This window comes from Streptomyces sp. NPDC058653 (assembly GCF_042716895.1).
In the GTDB taxonomy this organism is placed as follows: Bacteria; Actinomycetota; Actinomycetes; order Streptomycetales; family Streptomycetaceae; genus Streptomyces.
On the sequence record NZ_JBHXRM010000013.1, the window covers coordinates 1 to 16,735 of the forward strand.

Consider the following 16,735-nt stretch of genomic DNA (forward strand, 5'->3'; position numbering starts at 1 on the left):
GACCACGCTCGTGTGCCGCTCAGGTCATACCCATGCCAGGGATCCTAGAGGACGCCAGGCCCGTGGCGAGACCGGTCACACCCGACGTGTTGATGCCGGTGGCACCCTCGACGGTGCCCACGACGCAGCCGACCGCGCTGGAGACGGGGACGATGGAGTCCACCGTGCCCGTGACGGTGCCGACGAGGCCGCCGACGAGCCCACCCGACACGTTGTCGAGGTCGCTGTCGGAGATTTCCTGGGTCTCAACCTGGGGGGAGCGGTTCATGATGTGAGATTCCCTTCGCATGGCTATTCACAATGGCCACGACCGGCCCGCCGTACTGGCGCACCGGCCGTCGCAGCGGTCGTCGTGGCGACTCCTTCGGATTTCCGTGTATCCAGAATCGGAAATCCGCCGAATGGCGCCGGGGTGACTCCCGCAGTGCGAAGGATCAAAGCACGGGGGCCAGTCGGGTAGCCACTCGAACGCCCAACGATCAGGCCTGACCAGGGCGTTGGAGCCCCTCGAAGTGCCCGGCCGTCCATCGCTTGCTGGCAGCTTCTTCACGTGGTTTCACACAGTGAAGTGGACATTCCCGCACCAAGGCCGTACGTGTATACCGTCAGAGGTACGGACCTGGCGGTCAACCGTGTCCGCCTGCGTATTCGATGTGCAGATTCATCGAAGGAGACGGCCGGAGCGGGGGTCGCCGGAAGGCCGCCGCAGGCCGGGCGGATTGCTTGATCACGGTATTTCCGGGGAAACGGCGCGGCTTCCAGGAGAAGGCAACATAGGCGCATAACGGCGTTGCGCCGGACGCGGGGGAAATGGCCGCCTTCCGGCCGGTCACCGTACGGTTCGACACGATCGGCCCCGTTCGTCCTCGGGTGCGATCAGTTGCCCGATGCGTCGCTCATGTCGCCCCGCGGGGGCAGGATCGCGAGAGCCGGTTGACCCGCGCGCGCAGCCGCTGCGTCAGCGGCTTCTCCGTGATGTCGGGCATCAGCCGGCGAATCCGAGAAAAGCGGAGGCTCTCATTCTCCTTCGGGTGAGCCGGCACCACCGGCGTCCATTTGCCGCCGATCACCTCCGCGGTGACCTCGACCGCACAGCGGTAATCACGCTCTGGCATCGACCCCTCCGCCCCTTTGGCCGTACACCCCGCGACACCGGTCGTACGCACCGAAAAGTGGGTACCCCCGACCCGGAAAGATCTGTGTATTCTCGCTGCTGGAGGTGGGGACCCATGATCCTCGAATACATTCGCTACCGAATTCCGGAGAACGGCACCGAGGAATTCGAAGCGGCCTACGCCCGTGCGGCAGGCCCCCTGGGCCGGTCGCCCTTCTGCCACGACTTCGAGCTCTCCCGCTGCGTCGAGGAGCCCGACCACTACATCCTGCGCATCCACTGGGAGTCCGTCGAGAAGCATCTCCAGGACTTCAGATCCAGTGAGGAATTCCGTGCCTTCTTCGCGGAGATCCGCCCCTACGTCGACGCCATCGAGGAGATGCGCCACTACTCCCTCACGGATGTCGTCGGCATCGGCGCCGGCACACCGCAACCGCCGACCCTTTACGAGTGGGCCGGCGGCAACGAGGCCTTCGAGCGTCTTTTCGGCCGCTTCTACGAAAAGGTCCGCGCGGACGAGTTGCTGTCACCGCTGTTCGCCGGGATGAGCGAGAACCACCCCCACCATGTCGCGCTCTGGATCGGCGAGGTGTTCGGCGGTCCCGCCGAATACACGGCCCACCACGGCGGTTACGAGAACATGCTCGCCCACCACATCGACCGGGCCATCAGCCCCGCGCAGCGCCGGCGCTGGGTGGACCTCCTCGTCGACGCGGCGGACGAGACCGGCCTCCCCGCCGACCCGGACTTCCGCGCGGCGTTCATGAGCTACATCGAGTGGGGCACCCGCGTCGCCATGGAGAACTCCCAGCCGGACGCGAGCCCGGTGCGCAGCGCCCCGGTGCCGCGCTGGGGCTGGGGAGTGGCGCCTCCCTACCAGCCGTGACCCGGCGGCCGGGGTCCCGTCACCCCGTCACCCCGGCCCGCGCTTCGGCCCGCGCCTCCCGACGCTTCGGCTCCGGCGCGCCAACCGCCGCGCGGTAGCCTGCCGATGAGCCGGTCCGGCCGGAGGGACCGAGGTGCGCGAGGAGGATCGTGGAACGGTGCCACGAGAGGGGGCGGCGGCCGCGATGACCGCCCCCGGCCCCACCCTCGACACCGTCACCGGCGCACGGCGGACGCTCACCGTTCTCGTCCCGGTCCGGCTGCACAAGGACCCCGCCGCCGACTCCGGCTGGTCCCAGGGGCCCTACCCGTTCGAACTCGGCAGCCGCCGCACCGACACCGCCACCCGGTCCCGCTACTTCGCCCCTGCCGCCGCCCGCGTCCTCTACGGGACACCGGACCGCCCCTGCCGCTGGCACCGCCCCCTCTCCGTCAGCCACGGCACCCTGCACCTCGCCGGGATGGAGATCCTGCGCACCGCCACCGCGCGCGACTCCCGGCACGCCCTCGCCGTCCTGCACCTCGGCCTCGACGGACCGCTGCTCCCGGTCCTGCGGGCCATCGGCCACCGCCTCACCGCCGGCCCCGAACCGCTCAGCGGCCCCCTGGACCCCGTGGCGCTCCTCGACGGGATCGCCGACGTACGCGACGGGACCGGCACTTTCGCGCTCGCCCGCCCGTACACCGTCGCGTTCCTGACGCCCGAGGCCCACGACACACCGGCGCTGCGCCCGGACCCCGAAGCGCCGCTGCCGCCCACGGCCGACCGCTGGCTCTGGCAGCTCGCCTCCCGCTCCGCCCCCGGGGACTTCCCCGTGGCCCCCGAGAGCGCCCCGCACCACGACGCCTCCACCGTCCGCATATCCGCCGACTGGAGCGCGCTCGTGCTGCGGCACGGTGCCGCCTTCCTCGGCCACCGGACCGATACCGGCGACGGCGACTTCTACGACTTCGCCGCCCTGCACGCCCGCACCGTCTACCTCGACGCGCTGCTCCTCGGCTCGCTCCAGCGCGATCACATCGACGAGCTGACCGAAGAGCTCTCCGAGGTCTTCGACTCCGAACGGCTCACCCGCCGGGTCACCGCCCTGGAGAAGAACATCGCGCGCTTCCGCAGTACCTACTGGCGCCAGCACCTCACCGCCCACGGTCCCGCCAACGGGCTGCTGCTCGCCTTCCAGCACCAGCACCGTCTCCCCGAGCGCTTCACCGAGATCCTCGCCGAGGCCGCCGACTACAGCCGGCTGGTGCAGACCCTGGAGAGCCAGCAGATCAGCGGGGCGCTGGGGGTGCTCACCGTCCTCGGCCTGCCGCTCGGCACCGCGCTCGGGGTGCTCCAGGTGCTCGGCGACGAATCGGTGTCCCATCTCCTCGTCGCCCTCGGCCTGTCGGTCGCCGCGACGGCCGCCGCCCTGACCACGCGCTACGGCCGTCTGGTCCTCTCCTCCCTGCGCGGCTCGTCCCTGCGCGGCGGCCCTACCACCCGCGACCGGTCCTAGGCCCTGTCCCGACCGCCGGACGGGCCCTGGGCGAAGCGCCGCGCCACCGCCCGGAACGACTCCTTCCGCTCCCATTCGCCGTCGACCGCCTTCAGCAGGCCGAAGCTCGCCATGTCCAGGTCGCGCGCCGGGTCGGGGGAGTACGGCTTCGACGCGGCCAACTCGTAGACGTACGCGCCGTGGACACCGTGCGCCTCGTAGAGGCCGAGCAGATCCGTCAGGTAGTCGGCCTGCTCCTGTTCCGCGCGGACATGGGGGCCGTTGAGCACCGGGGGATCCGCCGTCCAGTCGATGATGTCGTAGCCGGACGGGCCCGCCGCCGCCGCGCCCTCGAAGGTGCAGCAGCCGAACTCCGTGATCAGCAGCGGCTTCCCGTGGTCCAGGTGCGCGCGCAGACCGTCCGCGTAGTGCTCCGTGTTGTACGCCATCCGGTAGTAGTTCTGGCCCACGAAGTCGAAGCCCGACCAGTCCACCCGCTCCCACAGCGCCCCGCCGTACGTCAGCCGACCGCCGAACCGGCCCCGGGCCACCTCCACCGCGCGGGCGAGCGCCACGTCGAGCCTCTCGCTGAACTCCGCCATACGCGGCCACCACTCCGGGGCCGCCAGCTTGGCCACCCGGTCGCCGTAGGTGTCACCGGGGATGAAGCCCGCCCCGAACACCGTCAGTTCGCAGCCGACGTTGAGGTCGACCGCCCCGTGACGCCGCCGCAGTTCCTCCGCCGCGTCGGCGGCCGCCGCCAGATGCGCCAGCGTCGCCTCCGTGTCGCCCTCGATGAGCCGGGGCTGCAACCAGACATGCAGGCCCGCCTCGGCGGCGATGCCCCCGTACCGGGCGAGCCGTTCGACGTCCGTGCCGAACACCGTCACCGAGTTCGCGTGCAACTCGTCCCGGACGAGCGCCATATGGCGTCGTACGACCTCGTCGGACCAGGGCGCGGACGCCGAGCCACCGCCCGAATAGTCAGTCCCCGCGTCGTAGTTGACGCCCTTCCAGACCAATGGCGTGCCACGCTCGGTGAGTTCGTCTCGCATGAGGTGACCATAGAGCCACGGCACGCGCACACACGAGCGATCGAAGGCCCAGGAAATCGTCCGGATCCGCGCCGATCCCTGCCCACCGGCGGGACCGGCGGGCTAGGGTCATGACCTGACCTGCACGCCCGTTCCCCTGAGGAGGGTGAAGATGCCCCCGCCGGAGGAGTCGGCCGGCCTCCCGCTTCTCGAACGCGAGCCGGAGATCGCCGCCGCCGCGCACGCCGTCGAGGGGCTTTTCGGAGACACTCCCTCCGGCGGACTGCTCGTCTACCGGGGCGCGGCGGGACTCGGCAAGACCGCGCTGCTCGCCGAGGTCCGGCGGATGGCGGCCGGGCGCTGCACGGTCTGGTCGGCGCGCGGCGGCGAGACCGTGACCTCCGTGCCGTTCCACGTCGTACGGCAGCTGCTGCAACCCGCCCTGACCGAGCGCGGGCCCGAGGACGTACGGGACCTGCTCGGGGACGGGTACGACATCGTCGGCCCCGCCCTCGGAGTCGCGCCACCGGGCGACCGGCCCGCCGACCCGCAGGGTGTCAGGGACGGCCTGGAGACCCTGTTCCGCAGGCTCGCCGACACCCTGCCCCCGCTCGTCGTGATCGTCGACGACGCGCACTGGTCCGACCTGGAGTCCCTCGCCTGGCTCGCGTCCTTCACCCGGCGTACGGGCGGCCCGCCGATCCTGGTCGTCGTCGCGTACCGCAGCGAGGACGCGATCGGCGAATGCGCCCACCTCCTGCGGGCCCTCGGCGAGAGCGCCAGACTGCTCGTCACCCTGAAGGCGCTCACCTCCGAGGCCACCGCCAAGCTCGCCCGCGCCACCCTCGGCGAGCACGCCGATGACCCGTTCTGCCGCGAGGTGTGGGAGGTCACCGGCGGCAACGCCTACGAGACCGTCGAACTGCTCGCCAAGGCCCGGGACCAGGCCCTCGACCCCGTCGGCGGATCCGCCGCCGCCCTCAGCGCGCTGGGCGCCGCGACCCGCGGCACCGGCCTCGTCGCCAGGCTGGAGGAGCTGGGCACCAGCACGACCCGCTTCGCCTGGGCCGCGGCGATCCTCGGCACCGACATCTCCCTCGAACTCGTCGTCTCCCTGGCCGGGATGGGCCCGGCGGACGCGGCCGACTGCGCCGAGCGGCTCCGGCTCGCCCGCATCCTCGTCGGCAACGACCCGCTGGAGTTCGTCCACCCCCTCATCGCCACCGCCGTCTACCGCGCCATCCCCTCGGCCACCCGGACCGCCTTCCACGGCCGCGCCGCCTGGCTCGTCACCCGCAAGGGCCTCGGCGCCGCCCTCGCCGCCCGTCACCTCCTCGAAGTCCACCCCGACAACGACGCGGAACTGGTCGAGCAGTTACGCGAGGCCGCCGCCGAACATCTCGCGGTCGGCGCCCCCGACGCCGCCCGCCGCTGCCTCGAACGCGCCCTGGTCGAACCGCCGTTGCCCCGCGTACGGGCCGAGGTCCTCTACGAACTGGGCTGCGCCACCTTGTTGGCGTCACCGGCCACCACCGTCAGACATCTCCGCGACGCGATCGACACCCAACTCCTCGACGACTCCCTGCGCGTCGACGCCGTCTTCCGGCTCTCACAGGCCCTCACGCACAACGACCAGACCCGCGAGGCCGCCCAGGTCGCCGCCGCCGAGGCGGCCCGCACCCCCTCCGGCCCCGCCCAGATGCGCCTGAAGGCCGCGCACTTCCTGTGGGAGGGCGTCCAGGAGACCGAGGACGACGGCCGCGGACGTTCCCGCCGTCTCGCCGAGACCGCCGCCGCGCTCCCGGGACGCGACAACACCGAGCGCGTCCTGCTCATGCTGCGCGCCTTCGACGCCACCGCGCGCGGCGAGAACGCCGAGGAGATCGTCCAGATCGCCGAACGCGCGCTGCTCGACGGCGCGCTCGCCCCCGGCACCGGCTGGACCGGCATGGCCTGGGGCTTCGAACCACCCGCCCTGCTCGCACTCTCCCTCGCCTTCGCCGACCAGCTCGACCGCGCCGAGACCCTCTTCGACGAGGGCATGCGCGCCTTCGAGATCTCCGGCTGGAGCGGCGGCCATCTCGCGTTCGCCCACACACTCGTCGGCTACGCCCACCGCAGACGTGGCCGCCTCGCCGACGCGGAGTCGTATCTCCGCGAGAGCCTGCGCCTCGCTGACCGGGTGGGCGACCGCCTGCCGATGCACTGGAACGGCATCTGCATGCTCGTCGACACCCTGCTCGCCCGGGGCCATGTCGAAGAGGCGCGCGAGGCCGCCGAGCGCTACGGCTTCGGACCGCCGTACGCCTCGTCCATCGCCATCCCCGACGCGCGGTCCGTACGGGGCAGGCTGCTGCTCGCCCTCGGCCGTACGGAGGAGGCGATCACCGAACTGGAGGGGACGGGGCGGGCGTTGACGGCCCGGGGCCGGCACAACGGGGTGATGGGCACCTGGGCGATCGACCTCGCGCGGGCACTGGCCAATGTGAACCCGGGCCGCGCGGCCGAACTCGCCGCGTACTCCCGCGACCGGGCGGAGCGGTTCGGTACGCACACCGCCATAGGAGTGGCCCTGTGCTGCTCGGCGGCCCTGACCGAGGGACCGGCCGCTGTCGAACTGCTGGGGGAGGCCGTCACCCATCTCGAAGCGTCACCGTGCAAGTACGAGCTGGCGGTCGCGCGTGTCGAGTACGGCATCGCCGCGAAGTCCGCCCCCGACCTCGGCCGGGGCCGCGTACTGGCGGAGTGGTGCGGCGCCGACGGGCTGGCGCGGCAGGCCCGGGACGCGCTCGACGGCATGGGGTCCGAGGGCGCCGGCGCCGGTCACCGCCAGGACTGAGGGCCGCCGCCGCGCCACTCGACGGTGCCGGCGTCGGTCATCGTCGCCGGGTCGATGCCCGCCCGGCGCAGCAGCTCCGCCACATCGGCGGGCCGCCGTGCGCGACCGGCGTCGCGTCCGTCCACCCGGACTCGCCGGCCGCCACCGCTCGGGGGCCGGACCACGGCCACCACACGTCGCTCCATCCCCCTACTCTGCGTGCTCCGGGTGCCCGCCGCATCCGGACGATGCCGATTCCGCACCAGGCCGAGTCCGAACCGTGCTGTGACGGGCGTTCACGGCAGCGTTCCCTCCCGGCGCCTGCGTCGCCGTGCGGCCCGCCACGAGACGAGCAGGGCCAGGGCGGCGAGACACGCGATGGTGATGAACACCTTCGGCCAGAGACGGCCGAACACTCCGGTGCCCTGGCCGGTCGGCTCGGGCCCCGTCCCCGCCGTCGGGATGCCCGCGTCCGTCGCGCGCGCACCTCCCTCCGGCTCCGGCACCGACGCCCGCCCGGCCCGTACGACCGGGCCCTGCTTCTCCTCCTCGGACGCCTGACGCGGCGGGCTCGGCGGCACGGGCGCCACCAGCGACCCCACGGGAGTGACCGCGGGCGCCGCCGCGAAGCCCCAGTCCAGCAGGGTCCTGGCCTCCTCGTACACCGCGTTCGGTGCCCCCGACTGCGGATTCATCACGGTCACCAGCAGCGTACGGTCGCCCCGCCGTGCCGCCGCGACGAGCGTGTTCCCCGCGTGCGTGGTGTAGCCGTTCTTGACGCCGATCAGGCCCCGGTAGCGGTCCACCTCGTCGGTGCCCGTCAGCAGCCTGTTGGTGTTCCTGATGCCGAACGTCGACCGGCCGGCGCCGGGGAACTGGGCGTCGACGGTCGCGCAGTGCTCCGCGAAGGCCGGCAGCCTCAGCCCGGCGCGGCCGAACACCGCGAGGTCGTACGCCGACGACACCTGGCCCGGCGCGTCGTAGCCGTCGGGCGAGACCACCCGGGTGTCGTGCGCGCCCAACGCCCGCGCCTTGGCCTGCATCTGGGTGATCGTCGAGTCCCAGCCGCCGTTCATCCCGGCGAGGACCCGCACCGCGTCGTTGCCCGAGCTGAGGAAGACACCGCGCCAGAGGTCGGCCACGTCGTACGTCCGGCCGGGGGCGACGCCCACCAGGCTGCTGCCCGCGCCGACCCCGGCCAGGTCGGCCTCGGTCACGCTGTGCCGGGCGTCGCCGGGGATACGGGGCAGCACGGTCACGGCGAACAGGGTCTTGAGGGTGCTGGCCGGGGGCAGTGCGCGGTGCGCGTCGTGGGCCGCGAGGACGGCGCCCGAGCCCGCGTCGGCGACCACCCAGGAGAGGGCGGAGACGTCCTTGGGCGGCGCGGGCGCGCCGGGCGCCGCGCGTACATGGGTGCCGGGCCGGTACAAGAGCGCGGCATCCGCCGGCCGCGAGACCTCCCCGCCGGGCCCGGCCCGTGAGCCCGCCGCGACGGCGGCGGTGGTGGGGGCCGCCGGGTCGGCGGCCTTCCCGGTGGCCGCCAGGGCGGTCACCGGGGTGGCCGTCGGGGTGGTGGTCGCCCTGGCCGAGGCCGCTGCGGGGACGAGGGTGAGAAGTCCGGTCAGCCCGGTGGTCAGGGCCACCGTGCCGACGAACGCGGGGCGCAGGATCGATCTGATGATCATTCAGCCACCGTAGGAACGGACCACGGGACCCGCACGGCTGTGTGAGCCGACCGGAGGTATCCCCGTCCGGCCGCCGCTCCCCGTCCTTCTCCGCCCCTCCGGGGGAAGCGGCCGGGTCGTCGTTGGTCACTGTTCCCGGGCGAGCGGGATGCCGTGGGCGCGCAGGATCGTGAGGGCGCGGACCGTGGCGTATCCACGCCACTCCAGTGCCGCGGCGGCGGAGTGGGCCGCCCAGTCGATGCTCCAGCCGCCGTCCTCGCGCTGGTCCGCCGCGAGCCGGTCGAGCTCCCCCTCGACCGCCGACGGGTCCAGCAGCGCCCGCAGCGGCCGGCCGGGGCGGGGCGAGAAGTCGAGCAGGCGCAGCGCCTCGCCCTCGCCACCGCCCGCGACCGGGAGGGGGCTGCCGTCCTTCGGCAGGAAGCCGGCGAGTCTGGCCAGCTCGACGGGGGCCCACTCGTGGCTGCCGTGGACGGTGTCGAGGAAGTCCAGGACGAAGCGGAACTCGATGACGTGCGGCGGGCGGTCGAGTTCGAGGATCCGCTCGCGGCAGAAGGCGGTGGCCCGCGCGAGCCAGGGGTGGTCACGTACGGCGGGGTCGTGCCGGCCCACGCGGTGCGCGGCGGCGGCCAGTTCCGACGTCATATGGAGCGAGGAGACGTCCGGGTCGGCCTCGGCCCAGAACGGGGCCGAGCCGACCGCCTCCGCTCCCGTCATCGGCAGGGCGAACGGCAGACCGCCGTCGGGGCGGGTGATCGACCCCAGCCAGTCGCACAGCTGGGTCGTGCGGGAGAAGACGGCCGGGGCGCACTCCTCGAACACCTCGAAGGCGAGGAGGGCGCCGACCGGCTGGCTGAGGGCGGACCGCAGGTCGGGCTCCAGCCCCCAGCCGTAGCCGCCGTCCCCGTTCCGGTAGGCGTCCAGCGCGGTGACGACGGCGGCCGGGGTACCGCTGTCACGCAGCAGCTCGAAGCGGCGCCGGTCCAGCAGCCGCGCGTGGGTGGTCATGAAGGCGGAGGCGCTCGTGAGGTTCGGGGCGTGGGTGAAGTGCATGGGGCGAGTCTGCGTGGTGCGGCCACCGCCGGCGCTGAACGAAACGGGCACCGGGGGCACGGTTGCGGCGGCCGGCGGCCACCCGCCGCCCCGGCACCCACCGCTCTGACACCCGGCGCTCCGGACGTACACGGCCGCGTCGTTCGAACTGATGTCGTCACTGTACGCGCCGGTATCACGTCTCTCCGTGCAAAGTTCGCGAGTCTATGCCCGCCGGACCCGCCCGCGCACAGGGTTCATGAATATGCCGTTGAGGTGTTTCGCCCGGACTAAGCTCTCGCGGAGCGCGCCGAGTTGATACGGAATCAGGCGCTTGTTCCCATGTGCCGCAATAGTTTCGAATAGCCGACCCCTGAATCGACCGCCAGAGGCCTTACATGGTTCGTGTTGAAGCACCCATGAATGATCAAGTGCCATCCACCGTTCGCGCGCTTCTGCTCTCCGCGGCCCTGATGGCGACGGCGACCGCCGTCGTCGTGGTCTTCGTCGCCGACGCCGCCCGTATACCGGTCGCGGCGTACGGCGCGGTCGCCACCGTCCTCGTCAGCTGGGGCGCGCGGGAGATCAGCCGCCGGGGAGAGGCGACGCGCGCCCTGCACACGCGGTACGGGCAGCATGTCGCCTTCCTGGAACGGCGCATCGCCGAGCACGACAGCCAGAGCGTGCGTCTCGGCAAGGAACTGATGCCGCTCGCGATCTACCAGCTCCGCCGGGGGAACTCGCCCCAGGAGGTCATGAACGTCATCGTCGACGGCGACGAGCGCTACCGCGAACTCCCCGAGTCCCAGCGCGTGTTGCTCCGCGCGATCCTCGACATCGTCGACGACGAGGAAGCCATGCGCGAGTCCGCGCAGCGCTCCTTCGTCAACATCGCCCGCCGCGTCCAGTCCCTCGTGCACCAACAGGCCAGCGAACTCCGCGAGATGGAGGAGCACCACGGCCGGGACCCCGAGGTCTTCGACGACCTGCTGCGCATCGACCACGGCACCGCCCTCATCGGCCGGCTCGCCGACAGTGTCGCCGTCCTCGGCAAGGCCCGCCCCGGACGCCAATGGCCAAGGCCCGTACCGCTGTTCAGCGTGCTGCGCGGTGCCATGTCCCGCATCCTGGAGTACCAGCGGGTCGATCTGCACTCGATCGCCAAGGTCGCCATCATCGGCACGGCGGTCGAACCGCTGATCCACGCCTGCGCCGAACTCCTCGACAACGCCACCCGCTACTCGCCCCCGCAGACACGTGTCCATGTGACCGCCGTCGAGGTGCAGACCGGCATCGCCATCGAGATCGAGGACGGCGGCGTCAGTCTCAGCGAGGAGGCCCGCACACGGGCCGAGCGGATGCTCGCGCAGGCACAGGCCGGTATCGACCTCAACGACCTCGGCGAGACCCCGCGCCTCGGCATGGCGGTCGTCGGCCGCCTCTGCCAGATGTACAACCTCCAGGTCTCGCTGCGGCAGTCCGCGTACGGAGGCGTCCGCGCCGTCCTCGTCGTACCGCGCGACGTGGTCACCACCGGGCCCGCGCCCGGTATCGCCCATGGCATCGGCGCCACCGCGTTGGGCATCGGCGGCACCGAGCTGCCCCAGATGCGCCCCCCGCGCCCGGCTGCCACGAGCGGTGCACCGAACCGGCCGGCCCCGGCCGGTGACCGTACCTCCGGTCAGGCGCCCGCCACCGCACCCGCACCCGTTCCCGCGCCGCGCCCGGCCACCGGCCCGGTACGGTCGGTGCCCGCCCGGGCGGCCATGGAGGACGACGTCCCCGTCGTCACCGAGTGGACGGCGAACGGACTCCCGCAGCGCCGCAGCCGGGGCAGGGCCCCGCTGGGCTCGCACAACATCGTGCGGACACCCGCGCCGCGCCCGTCGAACGGCACCGCCGCCGGCACGGCCGGAGCGCCCGGCACCTCGAACGGCGCCGGGGAGGCGGCCCAAAAACCCGGCCCCGGCATCTGGCTCGAAGCTTTTACCAAGGCGGTCAACGGCGAGCCGCGCCAGGAGCCGTCGACGGGCGCCCCCGGTACGGGCAAGGGCACGGGAGCGGGCGCCGCGACAGACACAGGGGAAGCGCCGCCGGACCGGCCCGGCGAGCGCGGCGAATCAGACGACGTGTGGGGCAAAGGGGACCTGAAGTGATCCAGCAGCGCGCGAACTTGGACTGGATGCTCAAGGAGCTCGCGGACGGGGTTCCGCAGGTTCAGCAGATCGTGGTGCTCTCCGCCGACGGACTGCGTATCGCCAGGCACGGCGGTGACCCCGACGTCGCCGACCGGCTCGCCGCCGCCTGCGCGGGACTGCAGAGCCTCGCCGCCGCCGTCGCCGCCGAGATCCCCCTGAGCGACGGCCGGATGCGGCTCGTCGTCATCGAGGTGGGCGGCGGCTTCTTCTACTTGATGGAAGCGGGCACCGGCGCCTATCTCGCCGTACTCGCCGACGAGACGGTCGACGCCGGGCTCGTCGGCGCCCGGATGCGCGACATGGTCGTCCGGATCGGCGCCCATCTGACGAGTCCGCCGCGACACGACGGGCGGACCGGATGACTCCTCCCCGACGAGAACGCAGGCTGCCCGGGGCGGACGTGGGGGACCCGGAACGGCTCTACGTGATCACGGGTGGCCCGGACGGCGCCGAGCGCGCCCCGCTCGACCTCGTCACCATGATCGTGGCGCGCGAGGCCCCCTCACCGACGGTGCCACCCGAACAGGCCGCCATCCTGCGGCTGTGCGGGGCGCCCCTGTCCGTGGCCGAGCTGTCGGCCTATCTCAGCCTGCCGTTCAGCGTGGTGACGGCGCTGCTGACCGACCTCCTCACGCTCGACCTGGTCGAGTCCCGCGCGCCCGTCGCCCGCGCCTCACTCCCCGACAGGTCTCTTCTCGAAGCGGTGATGCATGGACTCCAGAAGCTCTGACACGATCACAGGCCCCAGGAGCGAGGACGTACTTCCCACCACGGCGACATCCGCGGTGAAGGTCGTGATCGTGGGCGGATTCGGGGTGGGCAAGACCACCATGGTCGGGTCGGTGAGCGAGATCCGCCCGCTCACCACCGAGGAGACCATGACCCAGGCCGGCGTCGGCGTGGACGACAACTCCGGTGTGGAGAGCAAGACCGCCACCACCGTCGCCATGGACTTCGGCCGGATCAGCATCAGCGAACAGCTGGTGCTCTATCTCTTCGGCACCCCCGGCCAGGAACGCTTCTGGTTCCTCTGGAACGGCCTCTTCGAGGGCGCCCTCGGCGCCGTCGTCCTCGTCGACACCCGCCGCCTCGAAGTCAGTTTCGACGTGATCGGCCGACTGGAGGAGCGCGGCGTGCCGTTCGTCGTCGCCGTCAACACCTTCCCCGACGCGCCGAGCCATCCCGTCGAGGCGCTGCGCACCGCGCTCGACCTGCCCGACGAGGTGCCGATGGTCGACTGCGACGCGCGGCTGCGGGCGTCGAGCCGCGACGTCCTGATGACCCTCATGCGCTATCTGCACTCGCTGGCACTGCCCGCCTGACCCCCCTTCCCCCAGCCCGCCCATCCCTGGACTCCTCCCCTCCCTGGAGTGACCGTGACAACGCCCCCTTCGCACCGGCCGGGAACGGACGAACCCGCCGCCCCGCCGCCGGGCTGCCCGGCCCACGGCCTCGTCGCCGACGCCTTCGGCGGCAACCACCTGGCACCCACCGGGCTCCGGCGGCTCTACGGCCCCGAGGCCGAGAACGACGCCACGGGCCTGTACGAGAAGCTGCGCGCCGAGCACGGTTCGGTGGCACCGGTCCTGCTGCACGGCGACGTACCCGCCTGGCTGGTCCTCGGCCACAGCGAGAACCTGCACATGACCCGTACGCCCTCCCAGTTCTCCCGGGACTCCCGCCGCTGGCGCGCCGTCAACGACGGCAGCGTCGCGCCCGACCACCCCCTCGCACCGGTCTTCACCTGGCAGCCGATCTGCGTCTTCGCGGACGGCGCCGACCACGAGCGGCTGCGCGGCGCGGTCACCGACTCGATCGGCCGGATCGACCACCGGGGCGTACGGCGCTTCATCAACCGCTACAGCAACCGGCTCGTCAACGACTTCTGCCAGGCGGGCAAGGCCGACCTGGTCAGCCGCTTCGCCGAACACCTGCCCATGATGGTGATGGCGCAGATCCTGGGCATGCCCGACGAATACAATGAACGGCTGGTCCAGTCCGCCCGCGACATGATCAAGGGCACCGAGACGGCCGTCGAGAGCAACGAGTACGTGATGGGGGTCCTGGACCGGCTCGTCGCCCGCCGCCGCGCCGCCCCTCAGGAGGACTTCGCCAGCTGGCTCGTCGAGCACCCGGCCGGACTCACCGACACGGAGGTCGCTCAGCATCTGCGGCTGGTGCTCGTCGCCGCGTACGAGACCACGGCCAACCTCATCGCCAACGTGCTCCGTATGGTCCTCACCGACCCGCGCTTCCGCGCCCAGCTCAGCGGTGGCCATATGACGCTGCCCGAGGCGGTCGAGCAGACCCTCTGGGACGAGCCGCCGTTCACCACCATTTTCGGCCGCTGGGCCGTCGGCGACACCGAGCTGGGCGGGCAGCGGATCAAGGCCGGCGACGCGCTGGTCGTCGGGATCGCGGCGGCCAACGTCGACCCGGTGGTACGGCCCGACGTGAACGCCTCCATGCAGGGCAACCGCGCGCATCTCGCCTTCAGCGGCGGCCCGCACGAGTGCCCCGGCCAGGACATCGGGCGCGCCATCGCCGACACCGGGATCGACGCGCTGCTGCTGCGCCTGCCCGACCTTCAACTGGCCGTGCCCGAGGAGGACTTGCGCTGGTCGTCCTCGCTGATGTCGCGCCACCTCCAGGAACTGCCGGTGACCTTCGCCGCACGCCCGCCGCAGGATGTGGCCGGGCCGCCGTCGGCGACGCCGGAGTACGCGCCGCGCAAGGAGTGGCAGGTGGAGTCGCCCCGCCCGGCGCCCGCGCAGGCCGCGCCCGGCGGACCCGCCGTACCGCGGCCGGCACAACCCGCCGCACCGCCCGCCGCACCGTCGGCGCCCGCCCCGCCGACGCACGCCTCGCCCGTGGCGCAGGAGCCTGCGGCGGCTCCGGCCGCACCGGTTCCGGCGCAGCGTGGACCCGGCGCGCCGACGCGGGCCTGGCGCGCCGTGGTGCGGTGGTGGCACGGGTACTGACGCACTGAGCGACGCGCTTCAGGAGCGTGGTGGTGGGGGCCGGAGGGGCGGCGGGGTCAGTGCCCGTCCAACTGCTCCCACCACCAGGAGATCGTGGGGATCGGCAGCGGCTCGGTGCCCGAGTCGGAGGGCTGCCGCTTCCACCAGCCGCCCGGCTCCGCCGCCGGTCCCGACGGCACGGAGTAGCGGGGACAGGACGACGCCCAGTCGAGATGGCCCCGGACGAACTGGCCCAACCCCTCTACGTAGCCCCGCAGTTCGGCGCTCGCGTCGACCAGGACCTGCTCGCTCAGCCGGCCGTGCAGCACCATCACCCGGTCCCGCATGGCCACGGCGTGCGTCAGCGCCTCGCGCGGCTCGCAGCCGAGTTCCTGGCAGAGGACGTCGATCAGGTTCAGGTCGTCCCCGGCCCGGAGTAACTCCTTGTTGCGGGAGTAGAGGTCGTTGTCCCAGCTGACCAGCGTCCAGACGATCTCGGTCAGCGCCTGGACACGTGGGTCCGCCAACTCCTCGTCGCGCAGCGAGAATCCGCCGACGATCTCGATCATCGCGGTGGACGGGGCCATGCCGATGGCCCGCATCCACAGGGTGATGTAGTCGTTCAGCGAGGGCAGCTCGGCGTTCCGGCGCCAGGACGCCTCCCACACCAGACCCGATGTGTAGACCCGCATGGCGTCCGTCCAGCGACGCAGCTGCCGCGGGGACGCGTACTCCTCCAGCTCGGTCCGCAGGGCGCGCAGCGCGGCGGTGTGCGGCGAGTCGGAGCGGGAGTTGGCGGCCGGGGCCTCGACCGCGCGGATGATGCGGGAGGTCTCCTGTGCCATCAGATCCGCCGTGGCGTCCGTCTCGTCACAGACACCGTCGTCCAGGGAGAAGAGCACGGCGTGCAACTTGGCCATCAGGGTGAGCGGTTCGATCCTCCCGTACGGCATCGTCGACGCGGTGAGCCCGCCGAAGTCGCAGACGGCGAGCCGCCTGCGCTGCCGCTCGTCCGTATCGAGGTTCTGGCGCAGCATCCAGTCCACGGTGAGGTCGTTGAGGACGTCGACGCCGGGGTGCACGGCCGGTTCCACCGGGCAGTAGAACGGCACGGCCGGGAGCTGCCGGGCCACGGCCTGTTCCTCGACGCACGCCATGACCGGCCTCCCGGGAGATATGTGGACACAGGGCTGATTCAGTGAACATCCGGTGCGAAGTGGTGTAGGACGGCGGCTGTTCGAATGGAGCGTATATGCCCATGACGGTTCGTCAATAACAGTGCGAGTGACCTATGCCTGGCCGGAAATGACCGTATGTGGCATGGCCGGGATCACATGGCGGAGCCGCCCCGCCGGGTTCCCACGTCAGAGAGGTACGGGCTCTCCCGTACGGCAGTGGAGTGAACGGTTTCGGCGGAATCCGTGCGGTCGAGTTCGATCCTCGGCGTAAATCGCCGTGATCGCGCTCGATACGCCATGGGCTGGTGACCGAACGGGACGAAGTACGTGGGATTCATCAGCACCACCGCCTTCGG

Annotated in this window: 15 protein-coding genes; 8 read left to right on the plus strand and 7 right to left on the minus strand. The window is 72.1% G+C overall.

The window, feature by feature from the left end; translation table 11 throughout:
• Positions 1 to 19 precede the first annotated feature (19 nt).
• Entirely contained in the window at positions 20 to 268 is a 249-nt protein-coding gene (locus ACFWU9_RS13720; RefSeq protein ID WP_384317709.1) for a type A2 lantipeptide, read from the minus strand.
• A gap of 628 nt (positions 269 to 896) precedes the next feature.
• Positions 897 to 1,115 (minus strand): winged helix-turn-helix transcriptional regulator, encoded by a 219-nt coding sequence (locus ACFWU9_RS13725; RefSeq protein ID WP_384317712.1) that lies wholly within the window; start codon positions 1,113 to 1,115, stop codon positions 897 to 899.
• A 114-nt stretch (positions 1,116 to 1,229) separates the two neighbouring features.
• On the opposite strand from ACFWU9_RS13725, the gene ACFWU9_RS13730 reads away from it, so the two are divergent.
• On the plus strand, positions 1,230 to 2,000 hold the full coding sequence (locus ACFWU9_RS13730) for an antibiotic biosynthesis monooxygenase (RefSeq protein ID WP_384317714.1): 771 nt from the start codon (positions 1,230 to 1,232) through the stop codon (positions 1,998 to 2,000).
• A gap of 157 nt (positions 2,001 to 2,157) precedes the next feature.
• Positions 2,158 to 3,498, plus strand: coding sequence for a hypothetical protein (locus ACFWU9_RS13735; protein WP_384317717.1), 1,341 nt, complete (start codon positions 2,158 to 2,160; stop codon positions 3,496 to 3,498).
• Here ACFWU9_RS13735 and ACFWU9_RS13740 read toward each other — a convergent pair.
• On the minus strand, positions 3,495 to 4,532 hold the full coding sequence (locus ACFWU9_RS13740) for an abortive infection protein (RefSeq protein WP_384317720.1): 1,038 nt from the start codon (positions 4,530 to 4,532) through the stop codon (positions 3,495 to 3,497). The two genes, ACFWU9_RS13735 and ACFWU9_RS13740, sit on opposite strands and share 4 nt — an antisense overlap.
• A gap of 151 nt (positions 4,533 to 4,683) precedes the next feature.
• Here ACFWU9_RS13740 and ACFWU9_RS13745 point away from each other — a divergent pair, with 151 nt between their 5' ends.
• Positions 4,684 to 7,350: an ATP-binding protein gene (locus ACFWU9_RS13745; RefSeq protein WP_384317723.1), complete on the plus strand. Its 2,667-nt coding sequence runs from the start codon at positions 4,684 to 4,686 to the stop codon at positions 7,348 to 7,350.
• On the opposite strand, the gene ACFWU9_RS13750 is transcribed toward ACFWU9_RS13745, so the two are convergent.
• The 3 genes from ACFWU9_RS13750 to ACFWU9_RS13760 form a co-directional block, all read right to left on the minus strand.
• Positions 7,335 to 7,535 carry a hypothetical protein gene (locus tag ACFWU9_RS13750; protein ID WP_384317726.1) on the minus strand — a complete coding sequence of 67 codons (201 nt, stop codon included), beginning with the start codon at positions 7,533 to 7,535 and terminating at the stop codon, positions 7,335 to 7,337. The genes ACFWU9_RS13745 and ACFWU9_RS13750 overlap by 16 nt on opposite strands.
• A 90-nt stretch (positions 7,536 to 7,625) precedes the next feature.
• The gene (locus ACFWU9_RS13755; RefSeq protein ID WP_384317729.1) at positions 7,626 to 9,014 is read right to left on the minus strand and encodes a D-alanyl-D-alanine carboxypeptidase family protein; all 1,389 of its coding nucleotides are present in this window, start codon (positions 9,012 to 9,014) and stop codon (positions 7,626 to 7,628) included.
• A 126-nt stretch (positions 9,015 to 9,140) separates the two neighbouring features.
• The gene (locus tag ACFWU9_RS13760; protein ID WP_384317732.1) at positions 9,141 to 10,064 is read right to left on the minus strand and encodes a hypothetical protein; all 924 of its coding nucleotides are present in this window, start codon (positions 10,062 to 10,064) and stop codon (positions 9,141 to 9,143) included.
• 377 nt (positions 10,065 to 10,441) lie between these two features.
• On the opposite strand from ACFWU9_RS13760, the gene ACFWU9_RS13765 reads away from it, so the two are divergent.
• Genes ACFWU9_RS13765 through ACFWU9_RS13785 form a run of 5 tightly spaced genes read left to right on the plus strand, consistent with a single transcriptional unit; the run spans position 10,442 to position 15,222 of the window.
• The gene (locus tag ACFWU9_RS13765) at positions 10,442 to 12,199 is read left to right on the plus strand and encodes an ATP-binding protein (RefSeq protein WP_384317735.1); all 1,758 of its coding nucleotides are present in this window, start codon (positions 10,442 to 10,444) and stop codon (positions 12,197 to 12,199) included.
• Positions 12,196 to 12,603, plus strand: a complete 408-nt coding sequence (locus ACFWU9_RS13770; RefSeq protein ID WP_384317738.1) for a roadblock/LC7 domain-containing protein — start codon at positions 12,196 to 12,198, stop codon at positions 12,601 to 12,603. Before ACFWU9_RS13765 ends, ACFWU9_RS13770 begins: the two co-directional genes overlap by 4 nt.
• On the plus strand, positions 12,600 to 12,971 hold the full coding sequence (locus tag ACFWU9_RS13775) for a DUF742 domain-containing protein (protein WP_384317740.1): 372 nt from the start codon (positions 12,600 to 12,602) through the stop codon (positions 12,969 to 12,971). The genes ACFWU9_RS13770 and ACFWU9_RS13775 overlap by 4 nt, the downstream gene beginning before the upstream one ends.
• Positions 12,952 to 13,563: an ATP/GTP-binding protein gene (locus ACFWU9_RS13780; protein WP_242574377.1), complete on the plus strand. Its 612-nt coding sequence runs from the start codon at positions 12,952 to 12,954 to the stop codon at positions 13,561 to 13,563. The genes ACFWU9_RS13775 and ACFWU9_RS13780 overlap by 20 nt, the downstream gene beginning before the upstream one ends.
• A gap of 54 nt (positions 13,564 to 13,617) precedes the next feature.
• The gene (locus tag ACFWU9_RS13785) at positions 13,618 to 15,222 is read left to right on the plus strand and encodes a cytochrome P450 (RefSeq protein ID WP_384317743.1); all 1,605 of its coding nucleotides are present in this window, start codon (positions 13,618 to 13,620) and stop codon (positions 15,220 to 15,222) included.
• Between the two features lie 56 nt (positions 15,223 to 15,278).
• Here the strand turns inward: ACFWU9_RS13785 and ACFWU9_RS13790 are convergent, their stop codons facing one another.
• A complete protein-coding gene (locus tag ACFWU9_RS13790) occupies positions 15,279 to 16,358 on the minus strand; it encodes a hypothetical protein (protein WP_384317746.1) in 1,080 nt (359 codons plus the stop codon).
• Positions 16,359 to 16,735: the final 377 nt, after the last annotated feature.